Consider the following 24,012-nt stretch of genomic DNA (forward strand, 5'->3'; position numbering starts at 1 on the left):
AACCTCCTCTTAAATTCGATCTGCTAGCCTTCAAAATTTAAATTCACTGGTTCATCCTCTAAATGATCCACAGTATTTTGTTCTGTCACGGGGACACTTTCATCTACAATTTTAAAACTAAGTTCGTCCATCCAAATGTGACCTTGACCATGTAGTAATATGCCAAACGCAATGACTTCACTTTTGACTGGAACATCCAATACTATACTAAAATGATTCCAGCCGTTTGTTCCTGTAATGGGGCGGTTCATCATGTTGTCAAACGCAAGAACTTCACCTGAAGAATGGTCAATCCTCATCCATAAACCAGCTGAACCTTTCACATCTTCGCTTTTGACAAAAGCAGAAAATTGAAGGCGTTCTCCACGGTAACGATCAGACTTAATTTGCTGCATCAATGTCGCGAAACCTCGAGCTTTTTCATCTTTTGATTTTAAATAAGCGGAGTTAGTACCACTGTGAACAATTCTGTTATCCAAACCTGTTTCATAGTCAGATGGGGTGTCCCCCGTCATAATCCAGCCAGTAGGTGTGTTCTGATGATCAGCCATAATTGTTTCCTCCTCATTAATCACATTCCTTAATAATCTCCGATAACGTGCGGGTGACATGTCATATATTTTCTTAAAGGCTCTAGTGAAGGATTCCTGTGAACCAAAACGATACTGCAATGCGATGTCAATCGCCCGTTGGTCCGTATGAATTAAATCCTTCGCCGCTTGGGTCATTCGACGTTCCCGTATATAGTCAACAACTGACTTCTTAATCACTTTTTTGAACATACGGTGAAAGTGAAACCTAGAATAACCAGCGTGTTTCGCTAGAGTTTGAAGCGGTAAATCATCTTTCAGATGTTGTTCAATATAATTTAATGTTTCTTGAATCGTTTTCTCATGTTCTTGATAGGACAACCGAGCACCTCCTTGCCTTACGAGTTTAGTATAGCGGAAATGCTTTTTAGGAAACTTGACTTTTTGTGCTATGTTGCAATTTTAGAATGGACCTTATAGTCCTAGGTTCAGGACTGGGTATCCGTGTACTGGGTGGAGTTTCTGAAGAAAATCTAGAAATCATCCGGGAATAATATTTAATTCTACTCGAAGAAATTTCCATCTTAGGCTTTGAGTGAGACATCTGACAATATTTTGAGGTTCTCCCAGACATCCACAACAAAGGTGCCATGGATGACGCCAGAATATACGACTAAACAATTGGTATCGGTGCTATCACTTTGATTAATTACAGTTTCAGCAGAACTGCAAAAAATATTTAATTAGATAAATGTAGGTTGAGGGATATTGAAGGAAAATCAGATGTGAAGGGGATACAATGAATGAACAACTTAAAATTATTATTGATCTCATAATTAAAGCAGATAATACAATTGAAAAGAATATCATATTCGAAAAATTTTTTAATAAATCAGATCATATAAAAATATTCAAATATTAATGAAAGTTTTAAAAATAGGGAAATTAACGGTTATAAAATATTTCTCCTGACTATACAAAAATGTGGATTCTTGATAGTAATTATATTGGAGGGGATTACCGAAAATAAAAGTTGGTAAAGTTGTACATTTTGATTTGAATATTTTGACGTATTTAAACAGGTTATTAAATGATTATAGACAAAATATTCAGAAGAATGAATTTCTCGATTATCTAAATTTTTTTAAAAATAATCAATTCAATTATAATATTACTACTGCATTAATGGAACGCTCAATGTCCGATATAAGTGGTGTTGATAAGAATATTTGGAGGGTACTCTAAAAAAACTGTTGAGCCCATTTTAAATACAGTTTGGGATATTTACCATGTAAGATTAATAGAACAATCTTTTTTTATAGATAATAGTAATAAGGAAGAGATATTTTTATCATAATTTCAGTTCAAGAGATGATGCTTTTAATGAGTTATCTAAAATAAATCAAATAAAGGTTTTTGTAATTAATGATGGAAGACCGCTTGCAATTCGAGATATAGGTATAAAAGATATTTGTAACGACGAATTTTACAATGAGCTTTCATTCTTCATTTTTATTGCTATTTTTGGGCATTCTTCTCTGTTTTGATTTATTAGCCATATCGATCCTACAAATATAGACATCCCAAACATCTTTAAAATAAAACTTGTCAAAAATGTATATCCTTCGATTTCAATACCTAGCATAATTGTGGCTATTATGATTCCTATAAAACCAGCTAAGAAATATAAAATCAAAAATACACCTCCTCTAAAAACATCCTACTAAAACATTGAAAAGAACCCCTAACCAGGAGTTCCTTTCTCTATTCAATATTTTCTTAATGGGATATTTCCAATAAAGTTTTTTAGTGAAATTTTATAATGTTGTTCAATGTCACGTCCAAGGTTTTCATGTAATACCTTCATTTGTTCAATTATATAATTAAGATCGAATACATTATATAACTGTTGAGTTTCCCAAATAGTGGTGAGTCGAGCCTTATTATCAAATGGTATTACTGAAATAATGGGGTCGTCTTCCTCATACTCCATTGTGTAATATCTATACTCTGTAACTTTGTTTTTTTTCTTTATCTTTTTAATCCAGTCGTGCAAAGATGCATAAAATTCTAATAAGGCGATATTTTCTTCAAAATATACTTCGCCATTTATAACTATTTTAAACTCTCCCTCTACTCTTAGAGCTGTTGATGGATCTTTCTTCATGTTCTTTGGAATATCTTTCTCATCAGATGTGAACATATAATCAAATTCTACTTGATTGGATAAGCTGTCCATATTTTACCATCCCAACCTATAACTATTTTTATTTTTGTCTCACCTTTTGTTCCGATTTTCTTTTTCAGATTTGCAGTGATGACAAAGGATAGTTTTTTATTATTGTTTATAGTAAACGAAACATTTTTAGATTGTAAAGCTTCTTTTATCCATTTATTTACTGTGCTCTTGCTTTTGGTATCAAATTTTCTGTATCTACCTTTTGCATTACTAAGATGTTTGTTGCTAACAGAAAACTTAGAAACTTTTTTTATACCTTGTTTAATTACCTGTTTTTTAAAAGTTTTTATTATTAGCTTCTTTCCGTATTTTTTAATAGCATATTGAATACCAAACCTAGAAACAATTCCAACTATTATTGCTGGAACAATTGATGACTGAGCTTCTATGGTGCTAACTTTATACTCTTTTCCTGTTTCATCATCCACAAAGGTTGCTGTAAAATCATTTCCTTCAATCTCTTCAATTAACACGTTGAATTTGTTAGTTTCTTTTTCCCCATTTTCTAACTCTGTAATACCATCAACTGTGATTTCACCTGTCTCATGATTAATTTTCATGTCAGTTTGGACATTCATACTCTCAGCTTCAAGCTGAGTAGATATATTAACTTCATCTAGGCTTTCCTTAACTTCCATTAACATATCTTGTTCTAGCTCTATCCCCAATTCTTTTTCAACATTCACTTCATATTCTTTACTAGCATTCTCTTCTATTCTTAAAGCATCAGAATCAATTTCGCCTGATTTTGCACTTGCAAATTCAGGAACAACTCCACACAAAAACAATGTTAACACAAGAATTTTTATTAAAACCTTTTTCAATCTAATTCTCTCCCTTGTTACAAATAATCATCCCATTGCCATACTCTCTGTCATAACCTAGCTTTCCAAGATCAACTGTATTTTTCTTGAGTGTTTGATGAACATTCTCTTTAGATTTGTATTTTTTAGAATACAAACAGCCTATAGCACCTGTTGCAAACGCAGTTGCAAAGGATGTACCTTTTACCTTTGTATATCCTCCGTGTATATCAGTTGTTTTAATATTTACTCCAGGCGCAGAAAAGTCAATTTTTCCTTTTGCTGAAATTGGATCAATTTTTAGTTTTTCGTTAAGTGAGGATATCGATAAGACGCCTTCATATTTTGCAGGGTATTCAACAGTTAGACCTAATGTATTTCCAGAAGCAGCTGTAATTGTTATATTGTTATCTAAAGCAATTTTTATAACATTTCGTAATTCATCGTAGTCTTTTCCAAATCCGAAACTTATATTAATTATGTCTACCTTTTGCTCAATACACCATTTAATCCCTTTGACAACATCTTCAACTTTTCCTTTGCCATTTTTATTTAGTACCTTGACATCATAAATAATGGGATTCTGTGAAATACCTTTTATTTCTTCACCAGTTGCAGCGATTATTCCGGCAATTGCTGTACCATGACCATAATCATCTTCGATAGATTTTTTTGGTTTAATAGCATTGTACTCATAAAAAGTTAAATCTTTAAACTCTTTATGTGACTTATTAATACCGCTATCAAGGATAGCAATTTTGACATAATTCTTATGATTATTAGGTTTTTCATGACCTATAACTTTATATCCCCATAGCAGGTCTTTTTCCTTCTCTGTCTTGTATGATTTACTATTATCCTCAGAAACATCGCCAGATAGTCCCCAACATAATACAATTGCAAGAATCACTAGGCACGAAACAAATAGTAATAAGGCTTTTGACTTTTTCATTCAAGCTTCCTTCTCACATGCAGTATTTAGAATTAATACAGAATATACCTCCCTTCCCTTTTTATGAAATACAAGAATATATTAACCTATATTTATTTTGATGTAAATGTTATTTAAGGTAATATATCCTTATATATTTAAAATTTCCCATGCGTGTACTACTGTAAATATGCCAGTTCTTCTTCTTGACTCGTTTACTTAATAATTATCTATGATTTTTTTGATTAAAAATGTTTTGCCACTGCCAACTATGACCTGATAACACAATGAGTTTATTCATTACTTGTTGTAACCTCACTCCAACTCCACATGTCCAACGTTCTCCAAAATTGAAAGCGAAACAAGTAAACGTAAAAATAATGTCACTAAAATAGATTTTGAAAATGAAAAATCTAAATTAATCAGTGAAATTGCAAATGGACAAAAGCTCTTTTTTTGGAATATGAATTATTCCAACTAAAACAGATTAAAGAATAGGCTATTTTTATTTGAATCTTGTACTTAGAAAAGAAAAGTAAGTGAAATAGTGTAATTACTTAAGTGTGGATCTGCATTTTGTTCAAAAATTTTTACTATTACTGATACTATAATTATAGAAAGGGTGTTGAATATTGCTGGAATTGTAAGTAAATTAGAAGGGTTACCATGCAAAGAAACTCTAGTCATAAACTTGACTAGAGGTTTCTTACTGGGTAATTGTGCAATTTTAATTCATTCACTTTAACGCTTCTGTTTAAAAATCATTCAGTTTATTTGAAATCCCTCTTCAAAATCGAATAAATAAACACATCATCAAACCCATTCTGACCAAGATCATACTCCCTTAATAAACCCTCTCGAACAAAATCAACATTCTCCAATAATTGAACAGAGGACGTATTTGCTGGATCAATAATCGCTTCAATCCGATTCAGATACATTTCCTGAAACCCATATCGTAACACCGCAGCAATTGCTTCGCTCATGATGCCTTTTCTCCAATGATCGTGGTGTAATTCATAGCCGATTTCCGTGCGGCAGTGCTGTTTTTCTAGATTGAGAAAGCCGCAGCTGCCGATGATCGCAGGATCATCTTTTAGAGAAATGCCCCAGCGGATGCCTGTTTGTTCTTTGAAGATGTCGTGATACCACTTGATTTCTCCTTTTGTGTCTTCAATCGTTTCATGAGCATCAATGCCCATGTAGCGGCACACGGTTTCATTGGATAAGTAGATGTGCATATCCTCAGCGTCTTCGATTGTTGCTTGTTTTAAGATTAGTCTTTCGGTATGTATGGTTGGAAATGATTGCGGGAATATCAGTTTATGTCTATACATATTTTTCTCCTCGTGCAATTTTATTTAAATTATACCTGTACTGGTCGATTTTGTGTAATGCTTTGGTATAATATGTGAGAATGTGATTGCGGGGATAATTCACAAACAGAATTCGATTAAAAGCAAAAGAGGATAATTGAAATGGGTATTTTTCTAATTATGATCGTCATCGTGATGATCATCGTATCTTTAGCGATCTATTTGTTTAAAAAGGGAATCATCCATTCTAAAGTGTTAGTGATTGTAGGTTCTGTTTTAGGAGGAACCGCACTATTTGTTTGGGTGGCTATGTTTTTTAATTTTCACTCTGTATCTTTAACAAATGAATCGCTAGGTCATTTTAAGATTGGTGAAAAATTTGAGAGAGATCATACTTTTGTGGAGAATACTCAATTCTCCCATCCTAAACAGAGGGTCTATATGGAAAAAGAAAATCAAGATTTTGTAGTATCAGTTGATCAACATCATCGAGTTACATCTATTTACAATCAGTCAAAACAGAAAAAACTCAAAACATCTAAGGGAATCACTATTGGAGACGATTATTCATCTGTGCTACAAACATATGGAGATCAATTCAAGAAGCTCTGGTTTGTCGAAGGGTATAGCAAAGGTATACAATATCAAGATCAATCAAACGGTATCATTCTGGAGTTCTTTTTCAATGACAATAAACTAGCACTCATTGAACTTCGTAGTAAGCGGAAATAAAAAAGTAGAAAGTAAAAACAAGCATTTCAATTGAAATGCTTGTTTTTATGTTTCTTTTCCATAACATGTCTTACAATAAAAAACCCCTTCATTCCTGAGCCAAGCCTTTACCTCTGTCATTCCTCGTCTCTTTGGATAGACCAGCTTGACGTACACTTCTTCGTTTCCTTCTATCTTTTTCTGACAGCTAGCACACGTGGGTTCTTCAAATAGAAACAATCGACTTACTCCTTTTTGTACATATTTCTTCCATTATATCAAATGTTCGACATGTTCTTTGCGGCCCGTTATTCACTTTTTCTATTTTTGTCCGACATATGCTAAGGAAAAGAAATTTCCATTTGTTGAAACCGTTTGAGAGAAACCTTGCTCTAACAGGTGTAGGAGGTGTGGATGAGATGAAGCAAGTGCGTCTAATTAAAAAAGCACAAAAAGGGAATGTCCCGGCATTTGAGAAATTAATGCTGATGTATCAGGAGCGTTTATATAAAACGGCTTTTCTCTACACAAGAAATAAAGAGGATTCGTTAGATGCTGTTCAAGAGACGGTATTTAAAGCGTTTAAGCATCTATCTGGTTTGAAAGAACCGGCTTATTTTTCTAGCTGGCTGACGAGAATTTTGATTCATACAATTTTTGCGATGAAGAAAAAACAGCAAGATGTTGTTCCGTTTGAACAGCAACACGAAAGCGTGGAGCGTCATGATTTTTTGGAAGACAAGCTCGATTTAAAAAATGCACTTGAAGTGTTAGATGAGCAATACCAGGTGGTCATTCAGTTGTTTTATTTTCAAGATTATTCGATTTCGATGATGTCTGAACAGATGGGTGTGCCTGAAGGAACGGTCAAAACTCATTTGTATCGAGCAAGAAAGTTATTAAAGCAAACATTGGAGAAGGAGGAGAGTGTCGATGGAACGACAAGAAATGAAAAAGCTTTATGATGAGATTGATGTACCAACGGTGGAAGTGACCTCTGCGATTCGCCAAGCTATTGGGGATGTGAAAGCGGAACAGAAAAGACATTGGTTTAAATGGAACTGGAGAACGCCAATATACTCTGCCATTGTTCTCATCGTCCTTTACTTTTCATCAGGTTTCCTTTTTCCTTCTCTTAATACAGCAATGGCACGTGTACCGATTATTGGGCAGTTTTATATGATGTTTCACGATAAAGTTGGAATGGCTCTTTTTCAGAGTGATTTGGTGAAGCATGTCAATGAGGGGGCTGAATCAAGAGGGGTGACTGTGAAAGTAAACAGTGTGTACTATGATGCCGGGCGGCTTGTTTATACGTTTACTGTCGATCATTTGAATACAAAGGAAGGTTCTGTACCATTCATCGTCAGCAACTTAGATGATATAAATGAAAATTTCCAACCGAGTTACGACAATCAGGAATTGAAAAAATTAAAGGATGGCCGATATGTTGGACAAATGGAAGTCTATACAAATGGACAGACAATTAAGCAAGGTCAAAAAGCCCCACTCGTCATTTCAAAAATTGGAGATATTGTAGGGAATTGGCGTTTTGAATTACCTGTAGTGAAGCAAAAAACAACTTTATTAGCTGGACAAAAAGACGTGTCTATTTTAAATGGACGTTATCAAATAAGAAATGTAAAGGTAGAAAACGGAGTGAATGGCTCGGCTATTCAATATGCCATTGATTACAATGGTTTTGCCAAAGATGATAGAGTTAGTATATTTGGAATGAAGGATAATTTAGGGAATGAGTACGAGTTAGAATTAGGAACAAGGTTAGGAAGAAATCCACTTTCTCCTAAAAAAAATAGAGTCGATCATTTAACCATTTTGAATCAGCCGATCAATCCAAAGGCGACTGAATTGACATTTTACACAGATGTGAGATACGAACGAGAATACAGCCACATCATTCCTCTCAAGACAAAGCTGCCTGTTCAGTTCAAAACAAAACACCATGGCATCGGAATCAAAATCATTAAGATAGAGCAAAAAGACCGTTCTGTGATTGTTGATTATCAATTTACTGGAGTAGATCAAAAAGAATTAGATCAGGATGTGATGGAGAATATAGGTGAATTCATTGGATTAGGCGATGTTGAAAAGATGAAATCATGGCCCGATCCACAAGCAGACTATGAAAGCGGATATTACTTGAAGGGGAACCATGCGAAGGTGACGAATTTAAAGACAGCTTCCATGCAATCCACCTTTGAATTTGATGATAAGAATTTAGAGACTTTATCATTAAACCATTTTTCTTTTAAAGAATATGGGCTTTATCTTGATTTGACTGAACTGAACATGTTGGCACCACAGAAAGCGATAAAGGTAACCATTCCAGTCAAAAAAGAAACTTCAAAAGCTAGTCGATAAATAAGAGAGCGAACATGATTATACATGTTCGCTTTTTGTCTGTTGTACCACCAGTCGATGACGATTAAACGAATACCGAATCAACATCAACGCCACAAAACTAGCTAATCCGCCAATCCAGCTTAAGTTCGTGACATTTGTATACTGTATAATCACACCGCCCATTGACGATCCAAGCATCATGCCGATGTTCATAATCGCTGTATTAAAGCTTAGCACGGTTTCTGATGCTTGTGGTTTAAGGGAGATCAGATAAAATTGCTTCGCTGGTGTTGTTGTCCATGTGGCGATGCCCCAAATGGCGAGTGTGATCAAGACGCTAATTGTAGAGAATTGCGTAAAGAATAAGGCAAAGAGAGCGAACATCTGGATCATGATGCTGATCGAGATGGTTCGGTTTGGTCCCCATTGATCAACGGCGAAGCCGCCAAAGCGTGAGCCAATAAAAGCAGAAATGCCTAAGACGAGCAAGGCCATGCTTGTCATTTCAATTGAAAAGCCGGCGGTCTGTCGTAATAAAGGAGAGATATAAGCAAAGACCATCGTGTAGCCTAAGATCCAAAAGACCGTCGTGGCTAAGCCGCTGATCACTCTTCGGTCTTGAAGAATGTGTAATTGCTGCTTTAAAGGTAGATGTGAATGTCCCTCTATGCGTGGCAGCAATTGATAAAGAAGCAAGAAGAGACAAGCAGTACCTAGTGCAATGATGAGAAAAATATAGTGCCAATCCACATGACCTGATAGAAATGTCCCAATCGGCACACCAAGTACGAGTGAAACGGTGAATCCAGTGATGACAGTTGCCATTGCACTTCCCTTTTTTTCTGGCGGGGCGATCTGCGCTGCATAATTCGTGGCGACGACAATATATAAACCGCCGCTCATGGCCATGATGACCCGAGAGAGCAGAAGCAGCACAAAATGATGACTGAAAAAGGCGAGCATATTGCCTAAAATAAACACAAAAATAGCTGATAACAAAACCTTTTTTCGGTTCAGCTTCGACGTTGCCATGACTAAAAAGAGAGCGCCTACTGCATAAAAAAGAGAATAGACGGTGATGAGCTGTCCGGCAGCAGGAATGGAGATGTGTAAATCAACAGCAATGATATCTAGAATGCCTGACACGACGAATTCTGACGTGCCTGTAACAAATGAACCGACAGCTAAAAGAATGATCAATAGCTGATGAGATGTGTTTTTCATTTTGAACCCTTCCTTCATGTTGATACGTTGTCTTTAGTTTAAATTCCGTGCTAACATAAGTAAAATTGATGTTTTTCATGAAGGAGATGAGTAAATACTCATGAGCTTTGTTCGCTTTGATATTATCGCAAAAGTTGTGGAGCTTGGCAGTTTTACAGCAGCAGCTGAAGCATTAAATATGACGCAGTCAGCTGTCAGTCATGCAGTGGCGAATTTAGAGTCAGAGTGGGGTGTGTCTTTATTCATTCGTGACCGAAAAAAGGGCATTATGCTGACGGAAATTGGTCAAACGCTTCTCCCGCATATTAGAGAAGTGTTAAATAGAGTGGAGAAAATCCAGCAAGAAATTGCGTTAACGAAAAATATTGAAACGGGCCTGATTCGTATCGGCACATTTGCCAGTGCCTCTGCTTGTTTATTGCCTAAACTGCTTGTGAGCTATCAGAAAAAACATCCAAAAATCGAATTTAAATTCTATGAGGGAACGTATGAAGAAATATTGGAGTGGCTGGATTCTGGTATCATTGATGTTGGATTTGTTGTAAAAGGCCATGCGGATGAAGCCTTTGATTTACTGCCGCTTATGAAAGATGAGATGGTCGTCGCCTATCACCCAAATCATCGATATGAACAGCAGCCCATTGTAGATATAACAGATTTGGCGGGTGAACCATTTATTATGCCGACTGGCATGTATCAATCACATGTAGAGGATATTTTTTCAGAGGCGCAAATGAAGCCAGCTGTTTTATTTGAAGTTCATGATTGTACGACCATTGCCCGTATGGTCGGGGAAGGACTTGGCGTCACAATAGGCCCTGAGTTATTTTTAAAAACGCAGCAGCTTGTGCATATTCGCCAGCTGAATGTCTCTCATCATCGTGAGGTTGCACTCGCCTGTCCGTCGCTCTCTCAAGCTTCTCCGGCAGTGAAAGAGTTTTTCCATGTAGCCGAAGCGGTTTTTGCAAAAGAGAAGGATTTGGGGAAGGGTGTATAAAGAACTAGATGTGAATTTCCAAATTCGTGTAATAAGACGAATGAAGCGGACATTTCTTTGAAAAATGTTCGCTTTTCGTATTGTGTTTTAAAAATGAAGTTGGTACAATAGACACAGAAATCAAATAGATAGAAGTCGTATAATCGCGGGGATATGGCCCGCAAGTTTCTACCAAGCTACCGTAAATGGCTTGACTACGTCAATTCACACTCGTTTGATATAAATCATGCATTGTTCTTGTTTTATGTCACAGTCTGAATTCACATATGTAGTCAAGCGTCCCAAAATTGTTGGGGCGTTTTTTATTTGACTAGTGAATGGGGCAGGCTAAAGCAAAAGGACATGAAGGGAGTCAGTTGGCTTGAAACAGTTTTTTCAGTTTGATGAATTAGGTACGAATTACCGCAGAGAGATCATCGGTGGTTTAACCACATTTTTGTCGATGGCTTACATTCTGTTTGTTAATCCGATCACACTTGCATTAGTGTCTGTGCCGGATTTTCCAGATAAATTACGAATTGATCAGGGGGCAGTCTTTACAGCGACGGCGTTAGCTTCTGCTGCAGGGTGTATTCTGATGGGATTGATCGCCAGGTATCCGATTGCGATTGCACCCGGTATGGGTCTGAATGCGTTCTTCGCCTTTTCGGTTGTACTTGGCATGGGCATCAAATGGGAAGCTGCACTTTCAGGTGTGTTTGTTTCAGGATTGATTTTCGTTGCTCTTTCTTTAACAGGTTTCCGTGAAAAAATCATCAATGCCATTCCGGCTGAGCTGAAGCTGGCAGTTGGTGCGGGTATTGGTTTGTTCATTACGTTTGTCGGTCTTCAAGGCTCTGGCATTATCGCCAATAATGATAATACGCTCGTTTCGCTTGGAAATATTCATAGTGGTCCGGTTCTGTTAACGGTGTTTGGTATCGTTGTGACGGTCATTTTAATGGTGCTTCGAGTGAATGCAGGTGTTTTCATTGGGATGCTTGTGACAGCTATTGCAGGGATGATTTTTGGTCTTGTGCCAGTACCATCTCAAATTGTGGGAAGTATTCCAAGCTTGTCTCCAACCTTTGGTCAAGCCTTGATTCACTTACCAGAAATTTTCTCCATTCAAATGCTTGTCGTGATTTTAACGTTCTTATTCGTTGGGTTCTTTGATACAGCTGGTACACTTGTGGCTGTGGCAACACAGGCTGGTTTAATGAAAAATAATGAGCTGCCTCGTGCAGGAAGAGCGCTTCTGGCGGATTCTTCTTCTATTGTTGTAGGTTCTATTCTTGGTACATCTACAACAACATCTTATGTTGAATCTAGCTCAGGTGTTGCTGCTGGTGCGCGTTCTGGTTTTGCAGCTGTCGTCACAGGTATTTTCTTCTTGCTTGCGATGTTCTTCTCACCACTTTTATCCATCGTTACATCGAATGTAACAGCACCTGCTTTAATCATTGTCGGTGCGCTGATGGTCGCTCCGCTGGCGAAGATTGCATGGGATCGTTTTGAAATTGCGGTACCAGCTTTCTTAACGATGATTATGATGCCACTGACATACAGTATTGCAACAGGGATTGCGGTTGGCTTTATTTTCTACCCGATTACGATGATCTTTAAAGGGAAAGCCAAAGAAGTACATCCAATTATGTATGGATTGTTTGTCATCTTTATTCTATATTTTGCTTTCTTAAATCATTAATTGAACATTTGAAACAGCAGCTCATGGAAGCTGCTGTTTTTTTGTTAAAAAAATCAAAACATAGTTGACTTATAGGAATTATGTGTTTATGATAAAAAGACATAATTCGCTGATTGGATCACCAAAGGCGCTTTGATTTCCTTTTTTAATAGAAGGTTTCAGGGTGCCTTTTTTTCTTGCAGACATTCAAAAGGGGAGGAGATGTCTTTTGTCACGCTGGCTTCGACAGGTGATTGAACGAAAAAAGCAGGTGCTGATTCAAAAGCTCCTTTTATGGGGGCATGAAGAAGGGCAGGAAGCACTCATGCATTACACAATTCATGAGCTGGAAAATGAGGTTCTCTATTTAAAAGAGCGAAAACAAAAATAGGGGGATGAGCGATGGATGAACAAAAGCTGAATTATATTTTATCTGCCTTAAAAGGGATCGACTATGGATCAGTGGTCATCACCATTCATAATGGACATATTACACAGGTTGATACGACCAAAAAGACTCGGTTCCCCGCTCATCAGGAGAATCTCCGGGTCCAGCAAGGAAAGCGGAGTCAATATCGTTGACCATGAATTTCAACATTGATAAAAAGCTGATGGAGGCCGTCAGCTTTTTTGTTTTGTCTTATTTTCTCTCCATTTTAAAACCTCTGCTGCCTTGTATCCGTCTATTCGTATGAACGTCAAGGAATCTTGACTGAATAGAGAGACTCCGCTACTTTAAGAGGAGTCATCCGAACAGTTCATGCACTTTTAGCACTGTAAGGATTGGATAGGAGTTGATATGAGATGTTAGAGAAAGATCAAGATCAGGGGACATCTGAAAAGAAAAACGAAGAGTCATCAATAGATCAAGAAACAAGGCAATCCCGCCTCAGCCGCAGCGCTGCAAAACGAGGAAGAACCTCAAAAACAGCGGATGATGAGCGCTCAGCTATACAGCGTATACTGCAAGGTGTAGGAGGCGCGTTTAAGCGGTATGGTTCATATGGACTGGCGATGTTAAAATCACCGAGCCGGGCCATTAATCAAGCGGAAACATTGCGTATGAAGTACGCCTGGATCTCGATTGTGTTATTCAGCGTGTTTTTTGCTTTAGGCAACTATGTTCAATTAAAGGCGTCAAAGACCCGTTTATTAGGCTTTGGCATTCATTATTCTTTTGGCGACGCCTTTTTGAGAGTGGCAGTCTTTACACTCATTGTGTTGACATTGATGATGCTTACCGTCTGGCTGCTCGGAAAGTACATGCTAAAAGGCAACATATCACTGAAAGAAGTGATCATGAAGTTTGGTGCTGCGCTAGTGCCGGTGTTGGTTTTATCCATCCTTTGGCTTGTATTTGCCATGCTGAATATTCCATATGTGACCGTCATAATATCCGTAATGATGTTTGTCGGCCTCCAGTTGATTGCGGTCGTGCTCTTTCGCTCGATTCAATCGGAGCATGATGCCGTACGTGGAGATTTGATGTATGCGGGCTGGGTCTTTTTATTGGTTGAGCTTGTTATCATTGCGCTGCTCTGGGGCATAGTCGGGGAGTATTTGATTCCATCACTTGTTCCTGTTCGATTTGGATAAAACACACTGAAAACCTCCTTTTTTGAAAAAGGAGGTTTTCATGTTGAGAAGAGAAAAAAACGGGTAAACTCTTGGTAACAAACACCATCCTTGTTGTCGAAAGATATATGTGTTTTGATCGCGTAAATTTGATTGTATCAAGGTATGTTCTCTAGTAGAATATGGGGTGCTTTATTTGATTTTTTAGTGCAGGGGGTTCGAATCGTGCTTCAACAACTTTTATCCAATGCGTTCACCATGGTTTTAATCATTTTAGTGATTAATATTGTTTATGTTTCTTTTTCCACCATGCGTTTGATTTTAACGATGAAAGGCAGACGGTACGCAGCTGCTTTTGCGGGTACGATCGAAATGCTCATTTATGTCATTGGGTTAAGTATCGTTTTAGATAACTTAGATCAAATACAAAATGTCATTGCGTATGCGCTAGGTTATGGGATGGGGATCATTGTCGGGATGAAAATTGAAGAGAAGCTGGCACTTGGCTACACAACTGTTAACGTGATCACAAAAGAATTGGATGTCGATCTCCCAAGACAATTGAGAGAAAAAGGATATGGTGTCACCAGCTGGGTAGCAGGCGGTCTTGAAGGAGACCGGACAGCATTGCAAATTTTAACACCGAGAAAATATGAACTGCAATTATATGAAACGATTAAGACGCTGGATTCAAAGGCGTTTATCATTTCATATGAGCCCAAATCGATTCACGGCGGCTTCTGGGTGAAGGCTGTGAAGAAAAGGAGAATTAAAGAATGACCGCAAAACCAAAGAAGAAAAAATTCTATGTGGAAGACAACATGACGATTGATCAAGTGTTGTCCCAGATGGCAGCGGAAGGCTACTCGCCTGTCCGTCGAATGGAGGAACCGATTTTTCAAGAAAAGAAGGAAAATGGGTCGATTCAGATCATTCCGATTGGGAAAAAAATCGTATTTGAAGGAAAAATAGTCTAAATCCGAACATTAAAACGACGACTTCATAGATTGTTCGATAAATCCGTTGACATCATGAACATCCGTTGTTAAGATAAACATGAAATCAAAACACGAGCCTCATATAATCTTGGGAATATGGCCCATAAGTTTCTACCCAGTTACCGTAAATGACTGGACTATGCAGGATAGTGAACAAAACTGACATGGCAATTCAAAAGCGAACAGCGCTTACCATGGCCCGGTTTGTGTTGCTTCCTAACAATGCAATGCAAATCGGGCCTTTTTGTTCGGCGTTTGACAAGCTGCTTAGGTTTGGGAAGCGTGTCAAACGATACAAAATCGAATATCAGCTTAAAGGTGGGGACAAAATGAAGCCGCTTGTAGGTGTCATCATGGGAAGTACATCTGATTGGGAAACAATGAAAAATGCGTGCGACATCTTAGAGGAATTAAACATTCCGTACGAAAAACAGGTAGTATCCGCACACCGGACACCTGACTTGATGTTTGAATATGCGACTGAAGCAAGAGGTAAAGGACTAAAGGTCATCATTGCCGGTGCTGGAGGCGCAGCACATTTACCGGGGATGGTCGCAGCAAAAACGACACTGCCGGTCATTGGTGTGCCTGTACAATCAAAGGCACTAAACGGGCTGGATTCCTTATTATCCATCGTTCAAATGCCAGGCGGTGTACCAGTTGCTACAGTAGCCATTGGCAAAGCCGGTGCAACAAATGCAGGCCTTCTTGCCGCACAAATGATTTCAGCATTTGATGAAACGATCGCAGCTCGCCTTGAAGAAAGAAGAGAGCAGACAAAACAGACTGTTCTAGAAAGCAGTGATCAGCTTGGCTAAGCAGACCATTTTTCCAAACGCAACCATCGGGATCATTGGCGGCGGACAGCTTGGCAGATACATGGCTGTCAGCGCAAAGCAAATGGGGTACCGAGCAGCAGTTCTAGACCCAGTTGCACAATCTCCTTGCGGACAGGTTGCCGATAAAGAAATCACAGCCGCATATAGTGACCTTGAAGCGATTCGAAAGCTGGCAGACATCAGCGATGTGGTGACTTATGAGTTTGAAAATATTGATTATGATGCACTCAATCAGCTGAAGGAAGAAGCCTATTTACCACAAGGAAGCGACCTTCTCCTTTTAACTCAAAATCGTGAGACCGAGAAAAAAGGAATTGTAGACGCAGGCTGTGAAGTAGCGCCTTACCGCATCATTCATGATGAAAAAGAGCTGGAAGACGCAGTGGACGTGCTCGGTTTGCCAGCCGTGCTGAAAACATGCAGAGGCGGCTACGACGGAAAAGGACAGTATGTCATTAAAGAAAAAGGACAGCTTCAGGAAGCAGCTGCACTGCTCACACATGGAACTTGTATTTTAGAAAGCTGGGTTCCATTCCAAATGGAGCTATCAGTGATCGTCACTCGTTCTGTTCATGGAGAGATTGCAGTATTCCCAGTCGCTGAGAACATTCATAAGCATAATATTTTGTTCCAAAGCATTGTGCCTGCAAGGGTAGAGAGCCGCATTCAGGAGAAGGCGAAAGAACTGGCAACAACACTGGCTGAAAAGCTGGGGCTGGTTGGTACTCTTGCTGTAGAACTGTTCCTGACAAATGACGGAAAGCTGCTCGTCAATGAACTGGCACCACGCCCGCATAATTCTGGTCATTATACACTCGATTTATGTGAGACAAGTCAGTTTGAACAGCACGTCCGCGCTATATGTGGTTTGCCGCTTGGCGGTACAGCCCTTTTATCAGAGGGAATGATGGTGAATTTATTAGGCGATGAAGTGGACATTCCAAAAGAGCATCCTGAGCTTCTCAAAGAAGCGAAGCTTTATCTATATGGAAAGCATGAAGTAAAAGCCGGCCGCAAAATGGGGCATATGACGTTTATGAAACAGCTCGATGATGAGTGGATGACAAACATCACAAAGATATGGACTGAAAGAGATGGAGGAAACGGGAAATGATCGAACGTTACGCACGACCAGAAATGTCAGCAATCTGGACAGAGGAAAACAAATTTAATGCATGGCTTGAAGTAGAAATTCTCGCTTGTGAAGCTTGGGCAGAGCTTGGCGTCATTCCGAAAGAAGACGTTGTGACAATGCGCAAAAATGCAAGCTTTGATATTGGACGTATTTTAGAGATTGAACAAGACACGCGCCACGACGTGGTTGCCTTTACGCGTGCTGTCTCTGAATCTCTAGGAGAAGAAAGAAAGTGGGTTCATTACGGATTAACATCGACAGACGTAGTAGATACGGCGCTTTCATATCTATTAAAACAGGCGAACGATATCTTGCTCAAGGACATTGAGAGATTTGTTGACATACTAAAAGAAAAAGCAAAAGAGCACAAATATACCGTCATGATGGGCCGTACACACGGTGTACACGCTGAACCGACAACATTTGGCCTGAAGCTTGCTCTTTGGTACGAAGAAATGAAGCGTAACCTAGAACGTTTTAAACAAGCAAAAGCTGGCATTGAATATGGCAAAATCTCTGGAGCTGTTGGCACATATGCGAACATCGACCCGTTTGTTGAGCAATATGTATGTGAGAAGCTTGGCATCAAAGCTGCACCAATTTCAACCCAAACCTTGCAGCGTGACCGCCATGCAGATTACATGGCTACTCTTGCTTTAGTCGCAACGAGCATTGAGAAATTTGCTGTTGAAATTCGTGGTCTTCAAAAGAGTGAAACACGTGAAGTAGAAGAGTTCTTTGCCAAAGGACAAAAAGGGTCATCAGCGATGCCGCATAAGCGTAACCCAATCGGTTCTGAGAATATGACGGGAATTGCCCGCGTGATCCGTGGATATATGCTGACAGCTTATGAAAATGTACCGCTTTGGCATGAGCGTGATATTTCTCATTCATCTGCTGAGCGCATCATTTTACCAGATGCAACGATTGCACTGAACTATATGCTCAACCGTTTCTCAAACATCGTGAAAAACTTAACGGTTTTCCCTGAGAACATGAAACGCAACATGGACCGCACCCTTGGCTTAATTTACTCACAGCGCGTTCTTCTTGCATTAATCGATACAGGCATGGCTCGTGAAGAGGCATATGACACGGTTCAGCCAAAGGCAATGGAAGCGTGGGAGAAGCAAGTGCCGTTCCGTTCATTAGTAGAAGCAGAAGAAAAAATCACGTCACGTTTAACACCGGAACAAATCGCTGACTGCTTCGATTACAACTATCATTTGAAAAATGTTGATATGATTTTCGAACGTCTAGGTCTTGCGTAAGAAATGGGCCGCCTGCTTGCCAGGCGCCCAATCCTGAAAATTGCCAACATTCAAATTAGGAGGCCAACCTGAATGACTGTGAAACAAGAACTTCTCTACGAAGGCAAAGCGAAAAAAATCTATCAGACCGATGACGAGCATATTTTATATGTCGAATATAAAGACTCAGCTACAGCATTTAACGGCGAAAAGAAAGCCGAAATCGAAGGCAAAGGCAGACTGAACAACGAAATTTCGAGCTTAATCTTTCAAATGCTGCATGAGAAAGGAATCAACAATCACTTTGTGAAACGCCTTTCTGAAACAGAGCAGCTCATTCAAAAGGTACAGATTGTTCCGCTTGAAGTGGTTGTACGAAATGTAGTGGCAGGCAGTATGTCAAAACGCCTCGGCATTCCAGAGGGAACGAAACTGGACAAACCTTTGATTGAGTTCTACTACAAAGATGATGCACTCGGCGATCCGCTCATTACAGAAGATCATATCCGCATTTTACATGCAGCGACACCTGAGCAGGTCGAGGAAATGAAACAGATCACAAGACAAGTGAATGAAGAGTTAAAGCAAATCTTCTCAGACTGCCATGTGAATTTAATTGATTTCAAGCTTGAATTCGGAATAGATCACGAGAATCGTATTTTGCTAGCTGATGAGATTTCACCTGATACGTGCAGGCTTTGGGACAAAGATACAAACGAAAAGCTTGATAAAGACGTGTTCAGACGAAACCTGGGCGGCTTAACGAATGCATACGAAGAAATTTTCAAAAGACTTGGAGGCCATAAACATGTATAAAGTGAAAATTTTTGTCAGCTTAAAAGAGAGCGTTCTTGATCCACAAGGAAGTGCCGTGCAGCACGCTTTGCACAGCATGTCTTATCAGGAAGTAAAGGATGTCCGTATCGGGAAATACATGGAGCTTGTCATTGAAAAATCAGATCGTGATTTAGACACAGTCGTCAAAGAAATGTGCGAAAAATTACTTGCCAACACGGTGATTGAAGATTACCGCTATGAGGTGGAGGAGGTTGTCGCACAGTGAAGTTTGCAGTGATCGTCTTGCCTGGCTCTAACTGTGATATCGATATGTACCATGCGATTCAAGATGAGCTAGGTGAACAAGTTGAATATGTATGGCACGACGAAACGAGTCTTGACGGATTTGACGGTGTACTCGTACCAGGCGGTTTCTCTTATGGGGATTACTTAAGATGTGGTGCGATCGCCCGTTTCTCAAACATCATGCCGGCGGTGAAAAAAGCAGCTGAGGAAGGAAAACCTGTTCTTGGTGTTTGTAACGGGTTCCAAATTCTTCAGGAGCTTGGCATTCTTCCGGGTGCGATGAGACGAAATAAAGATTTGAAGTTTATCTGTCGTCCAGTTGAACTCATTGTAGAAAACAACGAAACGCAATTTACAAGCGGTTATCAAAAAGGCGAATCCATTACGATTCCTGTAGCGCACGGTGAAGGCAATTTCTACTGTGATGAAGACACTTTAGCAAAGCTCATTGAACGCGGCCAAATCGCTTTCACTTACGGAGACGATATTAACGGCAGTGTGAATCGTATTGCAGGTGTAACGAATGAAGAGGGCAATGTACTCGGCATGATGCCGCACCCTGAGCGCGCGGTTGATTCATTACTAGGCAGCGCAGACGGACTTAAATTGTTTCAATCTATCGTGAAAAATTGGAGGGACACTCATGTCACTACTGCTTGAACCAAGTCACAAGCAAATTAAAGAAGAGAAATTGTATCAGCAAATGGGATTGAGTGATGAAGAATTCGCTTTAATCGAATCCATTATTGGCAGGCTGCCAAACTACACAGAAACGGGCATTTTTTCTGTCATGTGGTCAGAGCATTGCAGTTATAAAAACTCAAAGCCTGTTTTAAGCAAATTCCCGACAAAAGGAGAGCACGTCCTTCAAGGTCCTGGGGAAGGCGCTGGAATCGTTGATATTGGAGACAACCAAGCGGTTGTATTTAAAATCGAATCACATAACCATCCATCTGCGATTGAACCGTATCAAGGAGCGGCGACAGGTGTCGGCGGAATTATCCGTGATGTATTCTCCATGGGTGCGCGTCCAATTGCTGTATTAAACTCTCTTCGTTTTGGTGAACTGACTTCACCGCGCGTGAAGTACTTGTTTGAAGAAGTAGTGGCAGGGATCGCAGGCTATGGAAACTGTATCGGAATTCCAACAGTCGGCGGAGAGGTTCATTTCGATCAAAGCTATGAAGGCAACCCGCTCGTAAATGCAATGTGTGTTGGATTAATCAACCATGAAGACATCAAAAAAGGGCAGGCCAAAGGTGTCGGCAACACGGTCATGTACGTTGGTGCTAAAACGGGACGTGACGGTATCCACGGTGCAACATTTGCATCTGAAGAATTTTCTGATGAATCAGAAGAAAAACGTTCAGCGGTTCAAGTCGGCGATCCGTTCATGGAAAAACTGCTGCTTGAAGCGTGCCTTGAAGTCATCAAAAACGATGCACTCGTTGGAATTCAGGATATGGGAGCGGCTGGCTTAACAAGCTCAAGTGCGGAAATGGCGAGTAAAGCAGGTTCTGGTATCGAGATGAATCTAGATCTTATCCCGCAGCGTGAAACTGGCATGTCAGCATACGAAATGATGCTGTCTGAATCTCAAGAGAGAATGCTTTTGGTCATTGAAAAAGGCCGTGAACAAGAAATCATTGATATTTTTGAAAAATACGATCTTGAAGCGGTATCAGTCGGTCATGTGACAGACGATAAAATGCTTCGTTTACTTCATCAAGGTGAAGTGGTATGTGAGCTTCCTGTTGATGCCCTTGCAGAAGAAGCGCCGGTTTATCACAAGCCATCAAGTGAGCCTGCATACTATCGTGAGTTTTTAGAAACAAAAGTTGAAACACCTGCTATCACAGATGCAGCCGACACGTTAAAGCAGCTCCTTCAGCAGCCGACAATTGCAAGTAAAGAATGGGTTTATGACCAATATGACTACATGGTTCGAACAAATACAGTCGTTGCACCAGGCTCTGATGCGGGCGTTTTAAGAATCCGTGGAACGAAAAAAGCTCTTGCAATGACAACCGATTGTAACGCACGTTATCTCTACCTTGATCCAGAGGTCGGCGGGAAAATCGCAGTCGCAGAAGCAGCACGTAACATTGTGTGCTCAGGCGCTCGTCCGCTTGCAGTAACAGATAACCTGAACTTCGGTAACCCAGAAAAACCAGAAATTTTCTGGCAAATTGAAAAATCTGCTGACGGTATTAGCGAAGCATGCCGCAAGCTAAGCACACCGGTTATCGGTGGTAACGTCTCTTTATATAACGAATCAAATGGAACAGCGATTTATCCAACACCAGTTATTGGGATGGTTGGTTTGGTGGAAGATACAGCTCATATTACGACGCAGTCGTTCCAGCAGGCTGGCGATGTGATTTTCGTCATTGGTGAGACGAAGGAAGAATTCGCAGGCAGTGAGCTTCAAAAGATGACAGAAGGCCGTATTTACGGAAAAGCACCAGAAATTGATTTGGATGTAGAGCTCACGCGTCAGGAAGCCCTTCTTGCTGCGATTCAAAACGGACTTGTTCAATCAGCACACGATGTGTCTGAAGGCGGTCTTGGTGTTGCACTTGCTGAAAGTACATTTGGAACAGACGGTCTTGGCGCTCATATCCAAATTGATTTAAACAGCGAAGCTTCATTATTCAGTGAAACACAGTCACGTTTTGTCGTCACAGTGAAACCAGAGCACCGCGAAGCGTTTGCTGCGGCTGTCAAAGATGCGAAAGAAGTTGGAACGGTCACAAATGATGGGGTATTCACTGTCAAAAATCAAGAAGGACAACAATGGATTCATGCAGCGGTCAACGAGCTTGAACGCGCATGGAAAGGAGCGATCCCATGCTTGCTGAAATCAGAGGCTTAAACGAAGAGTGTGGCGTCTTTGGGGTTTGGGGACACGAAGAAGCCCCGCAAATCACATATTACGGATTGCATAGTCTTCAGCACCGAGGACAAGAGGGTGCGGGAATCATTGCAACAGATGGTGAAAACCTGACGGCACATAAAGGCCTTGGATTGATTACGGAAGTCTTTCAAAACGGTGAGCTAAAGGATTTGAAAGGAAAAGGTGCGATCGGACACGTTCGGTATGCGACAGCAGGCGGAGGCGGCTTTGAAAATGTGCAGCCCCTCTTCTTCCGCTCGCAAAACAACGGCAGTCTTGCCCTTGCTCATAATGGGAACTTAGTGAATGCAACGCAATTAAAGCAGCAGCTAGAGAACCAGGGGAGTATATTCCAAACATCTTCTGACACTGAAGTGCTTGCTCATTTAATTAAGCGCAGCGGCTATGTTGAATTGAAAGAGCAGATCAAAAATGCCCTGTCCATGCTTAAAGGCGCATATGCTTTCTTAATTATGACGGAAACAGAAATGATTGTGGCTCTTGATCCGAACGGCTTACGTCCGCTTTCACTTGGTATGCTTGGGGACGCGTATGTTGTTGCGTCTGAAACATGTGCATTTGATGTTGTCGGTGCCACGTATTTACGAGATGTTGAGCCTGGAGAAATGCTGATCATTAATGATGAAGGCCTGAAATCTGAACGCTTCTCCATGAACATTAACCGCAGCATGTGCAGCATGGAATACATTTATTTCTCAAGACCTGACAGCAATATCAATGGCATCAACGTGCATAGTGCGAGAAAGAACCTTGGCAAAAAGCTTGCCGAGGAAGCGCATGTCGAAGCAGATGTTGTGACAGGTGTACCAGATTCGAGTATTTCTGCAGCGATTGGATATGCCGAAGCAACAGGTATTCCATATGAGCTCGGTTTAATTAAAAACCGTTATGTCGGCAGAACCTTTATCCAGCCGTCTCAAGCATTGCGTGAGCAGGGCGTGCGCATGAAGCTGTCAGCTGTGCGCGGGGTCGTCGAAGGAAAACGTGTCGTGATGGTCGATGATTCCATCGTACGCGGAACTACGAGCCGCCGCATTGTGACGATGCTAAGAGAAGCGGGTGCGACGGAAGTCCATGTCCGCATTAGTTCACCGCCTATCGCACATCCATGTTTTTATGGAATTGATACGTCCACACATGAAGAGCTGATTGCTTCTTCTCATTCAGTGGAAGAAATTAGACAGGAAATCGGTGCAGACTCCATTGCATTTTTATCTGTAGACGGTTTAATGGACGGGATTGGCAGGAAGTATGATGATCCGCAGCGCGGTCAATGTTTAGCATGCTTTACTGGGAAATATCCGACTGAAATTTATGAAGATACTGTTCTTCCGCATGTGAAGGAAACAGCACTGACGAAATAATCGAATAAAGGAGCAGCAGTCAAGATGATTTGATATGCTGCTCTTTCATTCTGCTGAAAATAAATGGAAG

The 24,012-nt window shown here is 40.2% G+C and carries 26 protein-coding genes, 1 pseudogene and 2 riboswitches; of the genes and pseudogenes, 19 read left to right on the forward strand and 8 right to left on the reverse strand.

Annotated features, from left to right (window positions below; all coding sequences use genetic code 11):
* Positions 1 to 23: 23 nt before the first annotated feature.
* On the reverse strand, positions 24 to 911 hold the full coding sequence (locus NSU11_RS03210; RefSeq protein WP_163115526.1) for a helix-turn-helix domain-containing protein: 888 nt from the start codon (positions 909 to 911) through the stop codon (positions 24 to 26).
* Positions 912 to 1,015: 104 nt separating this feature from the next.
* Between NSU11_RS03210 and NSU11_RS03215 the strand changes: the two are divergent.
* Positions 1,016 to 1,207 (forward strand): annotated as a pseudogene (locus tag NSU11_RS03215) (GMP synthase (glutamine-hydrolyzing)); the annotation flags it as partial.
* Between the two features lie 809 nt (positions 1,208 to 2,016).
* Here the strand turns inward: NSU11_RS03215 and NSU11_RS03220 are convergent.
* The 5 genes from NSU11_RS03220 to NSU11_RS03240 form a co-directional block, all read right to left on the reverse strand.
* Positions 2,017 to 2,226 carry a hypothetical protein gene (locus NSU11_RS03220; protein WP_024424492.1) on the reverse strand — a complete coding sequence of 70 codons (210 nt, stop codon included), beginning with the start codon at positions 2,224 to 2,226 and terminating at the stop codon, positions 2,017 to 2,019.
* Positions 2,227 to 2,298: 72 nt separating this feature from the next.
* Positions 2,299 to 2,769, reverse strand: a complete 471-nt coding sequence (locus NSU11_RS03225; RefSeq protein WP_024424493.1) for a hypothetical protein — start codon at positions 2,767 to 2,769, stop codon at positions 2,299 to 2,301.
* Positions 2,745 to 3,593, reverse strand: a complete 849-nt coding sequence (locus tag NSU11_RS03230; RefSeq protein WP_024424494.1) for an SAR2788 family putative toxin — start codon at positions 3,591 to 3,593, stop codon at positions 2,745 to 2,747. Before NSU11_RS03230 ends, NSU11_RS03225 begins: the two co-directional genes overlap by 25 nt.
* 1 nt (position 3,594) lies before the next feature.
* The gene (locus NSU11_RS03235; RefSeq protein ID WP_024424495.1) at positions 3,595 to 4,524 is read right to left on the reverse strand and encodes a S8 family serine peptidase; all 930 of its coding nucleotides are present in this window, start codon (positions 4,522 to 4,524) and stop codon (positions 3,595 to 3,597) included.
* Between the two features lie 749 nt (positions 4,525 to 5,273).
* Positions 5,274 to 5,840: a GNAT family N-acetyltransferase gene (locus NSU11_RS03240; protein ID WP_029707591.1), complete on the reverse strand. Its 567-nt coding sequence runs from the start codon at positions 5,838 to 5,840 to the stop codon at positions 5,274 to 5,276.
* 141 nt (positions 5,841 to 5,981) lie between these two features.
* On the opposite strand from NSU11_RS03240, the gene NSU11_RS03245 reads away from it, so the two are divergent.
* Positions 5,982 to 6,551: a hypothetical protein gene (locus NSU11_RS03245; RefSeq protein ID WP_024426710.1), complete on the forward strand. Its 570-nt coding sequence runs from the start codon at positions 5,982 to 5,984 to the stop codon at positions 6,549 to 6,551.
* A gap of 45 nt (positions 6,552 to 6,596) precedes the next feature.
* Here NSU11_RS03245 and NSU11_RS03250 read toward each other — a convergent pair whose 3' ends face one another.
* Complete coding sequence (locus tag NSU11_RS03250; RefSeq protein ID WP_041116052.1) at positions 6,597 to 6,770, reverse strand: hypothetical protein; 174 nt, start codon at positions 6,768 to 6,770, stop codon at positions 6,597 to 6,599.
* A 179-nt stretch (positions 6,771 to 6,949) separates the two neighbouring features.
* Here NSU11_RS03250 and NSU11_RS03255 point away from each other — a divergent pair, with 179 nt between their 5' ends.
* Positions 6,950 to 7,495, forward strand: coding sequence for a sigma-70 family RNA polymerase sigma factor (locus NSU11_RS03255; protein WP_056767506.1), 546 nt, complete (start codon positions 6,950 to 6,952; stop codon positions 7,493 to 7,495).
* Entirely contained in the window at positions 7,464 to 8,912 is a 1,449-nt protein-coding gene (locus NSU11_RS03260; RefSeq protein WP_056767509.1) for a DUF4179 domain-containing protein, read from the forward strand. Before NSU11_RS03255 ends, NSU11_RS03260 begins: the two co-directional genes overlap by 32 nt.
* A gap of 18 nt (positions 8,913 to 8,930) precedes the next feature.
* Here the strand turns inward: NSU11_RS03260 and NSU11_RS03265 are convergent, their stop codons facing one another.
* Positions 8,931 to 10,118 carry an MFS transporter gene (locus NSU11_RS03265; RefSeq protein ID WP_056767512.1) on the reverse strand — a complete coding sequence of 396 codons (1,188 nt, stop codon included), beginning with the start codon at positions 10,116 to 10,118 and terminating at the stop codon, positions 8,931 to 8,933.
* Between the two features lie 100 nt (positions 10,119 to 10,218).
* Here NSU11_RS03265 and NSU11_RS03270 point away from each other — a divergent pair, with 100 nt between their 5' ends.
* The 15 genes from NSU11_RS03270 (at position 10,219) to purF (ending at position 23,942) form a co-directional block, all read left to right on the forward strand.
* Complete coding sequence (locus NSU11_RS03270) at positions 10,219 to 11,115, forward strand: LysR family transcriptional regulator (RefSeq protein WP_101676665.1); 897 nt, start codon at positions 10,219 to 10,221, stop codon at positions 11,113 to 11,115.
* Positions 11,116 to 11,230: 115 nt separating this feature from the next.
* Positions 11,231 to 11,332, forward strand: a riboswitch (purine riboswitch).
* A 144-nt stretch (positions 11,333 to 11,476) separates the two neighbouring features.
* Positions 11,477 to 12,802: an NCS2 family permease gene (locus NSU11_RS03275; protein ID WP_024424502.1), complete on the forward strand. Its 1,326-nt coding sequence runs from the start codon at positions 11,477 to 11,479 to the stop codon at positions 12,800 to 12,802.
* Positions 12,803 to 13,010: 208 nt separating this feature from the next.
* Complete coding sequence (locus NSU11_RS03280; RefSeq protein WP_162860200.1) at positions 13,011 to 13,172, forward strand: hypothetical protein; 162 nt, start codon at positions 13,011 to 13,013, stop codon at positions 13,170 to 13,172.
* Between the two features lie 11 nt (positions 13,173 to 13,183).
* Positions 13,184 to 13,363, forward strand: a complete 180-nt coding sequence (locus tag NSU11_RS03285; protein WP_024424503.1) for a YezD family protein — start codon at positions 13,184 to 13,186, stop codon at positions 13,361 to 13,363.
* A 222-nt stretch (positions 13,364 to 13,585) separates the two neighbouring features.
* On the forward strand, positions 13,586 to 14,377 hold the full coding sequence (locus NSU11_RS03290; protein ID WP_034623017.1) for a hypothetical protein: 792 nt from the start codon (positions 13,586 to 13,588) through the stop codon (positions 14,375 to 14,377).
* Positions 14,378 to 14,581: 204 nt separating this feature from the next.
* Entirely contained in the window at positions 14,582 to 15,136 is a 555-nt protein-coding gene (locus NSU11_RS03295) for a DUF2179 domain-containing protein (protein ID WP_024424505.1), read from the forward strand.
* Positions 15,133 to 15,333: an NETI motif-containing protein gene (locus NSU11_RS03300; protein WP_012009137.1), complete on the forward strand. Its 201-nt coding sequence runs from the start codon at positions 15,133 to 15,135 to the stop codon at positions 15,331 to 15,333. The genes NSU11_RS03295 and NSU11_RS03300 overlap by 4 nt, the downstream gene beginning before the upstream one ends.
* A 79-nt stretch (positions 15,334 to 15,412) precedes the next feature.
* Positions 15,413 to 15,514, forward strand: a riboswitch (purine riboswitch).
* 169 nt (positions 15,515 to 15,683) lie between these two features.
* The gene (gene purE / locus NSU11_RS03305) at positions 15,684 to 16,172 is read left to right on the forward strand and encodes a 5-(carboxyamino)imidazole ribonucleotide mutase (protein ID WP_039183007.1); all 489 of its coding nucleotides are present in this window, start codon (positions 15,684 to 15,686) and stop codon (positions 16,170 to 16,172) included.
* Positions 16,165 to 17,307: a 5-(carboxyamino)imidazole ribonucleotide synthase gene (gene purK / locus NSU11_RS03310; protein ID WP_056767523.1), complete on the forward strand. Its 1,143-nt coding sequence runs from the start codon at positions 16,165 to 16,167 to the stop codon at positions 17,305 to 17,307. The genes purE and purK overlap by 8 nt, the downstream gene beginning before the upstream one ends.
* On the forward strand, positions 17,304 to 18,599 hold the full coding sequence (gene purB, locus NSU11_RS03315; RefSeq protein ID WP_008355754.1) for an adenylosuccinate lyase: 1,296 nt from the start codon (positions 17,304 to 17,306) through the stop codon (positions 18,597 to 18,599). Before purK ends, purB begins: the two co-directional genes overlap by 4 nt.
* Positions 18,600 to 18,671: 72 nt before the next feature.
* Positions 18,672 to 19,394, forward strand: a complete 723-nt coding sequence (gene purC, locus NSU11_RS03320) for a phosphoribosylaminoimidazolesuccinocarboxamide synthase (protein ID WP_342493788.1) — start codon at positions 18,672 to 18,674, stop codon at positions 19,392 to 19,394.
* Positions 19,387 to 19,641 (forward strand): phosphoribosylformylglycinamidine synthase subunit PurS, encoded by a 255-nt coding sequence (purS, locus tag NSU11_RS03325; protein ID WP_003214349.1) that lies wholly within the window; start codon positions 19,387 to 19,389, stop codon positions 19,639 to 19,641. The genes purC and purS overlap by 8 nt, the downstream gene beginning before the upstream one ends.
* Complete coding sequence (gene purQ, locus NSU11_RS03330) at positions 19,638 to 20,321, forward strand: phosphoribosylformylglycinamidine synthase subunit PurQ (protein ID WP_024424510.1); 684 nt, start codon at positions 19,638 to 19,640, stop codon at positions 20,319 to 20,321. The genes purS and purQ overlap by 4 nt, the downstream gene beginning before the upstream one ends.
* Complete coding sequence (gene purL / locus NSU11_RS03335; RefSeq protein ID WP_151863239.1) at positions 20,305 to 22,536, forward strand: phosphoribosylformylglycinamidine synthase subunit PurL; 2,232 nt, start codon at positions 20,305 to 20,307, stop codon at positions 22,534 to 22,536. Before purQ ends, purL begins: the two co-directional genes overlap by 17 nt.
* Entirely contained in the window at positions 22,512 to 23,942 is a 1,431-nt protein-coding gene (purF, locus tag NSU11_RS03340) for an amidophosphoribosyltransferase (protein ID WP_024424615.1), read from the forward strand. Before purL ends, purF begins: the two co-directional genes overlap by 25 nt.
* Positions 23,943 to 24,012: the final 70 nt, after the last annotated feature.

This window comes from Bacillus sp. FSL R5-0712 (assembly GCF_038593285.1).
Classification (GTDB): domain Bacteria; phylum Bacillota; class Bacilli; order Bacillales; family Bacillaceae; genus Bacillus; species Bacillus safensis.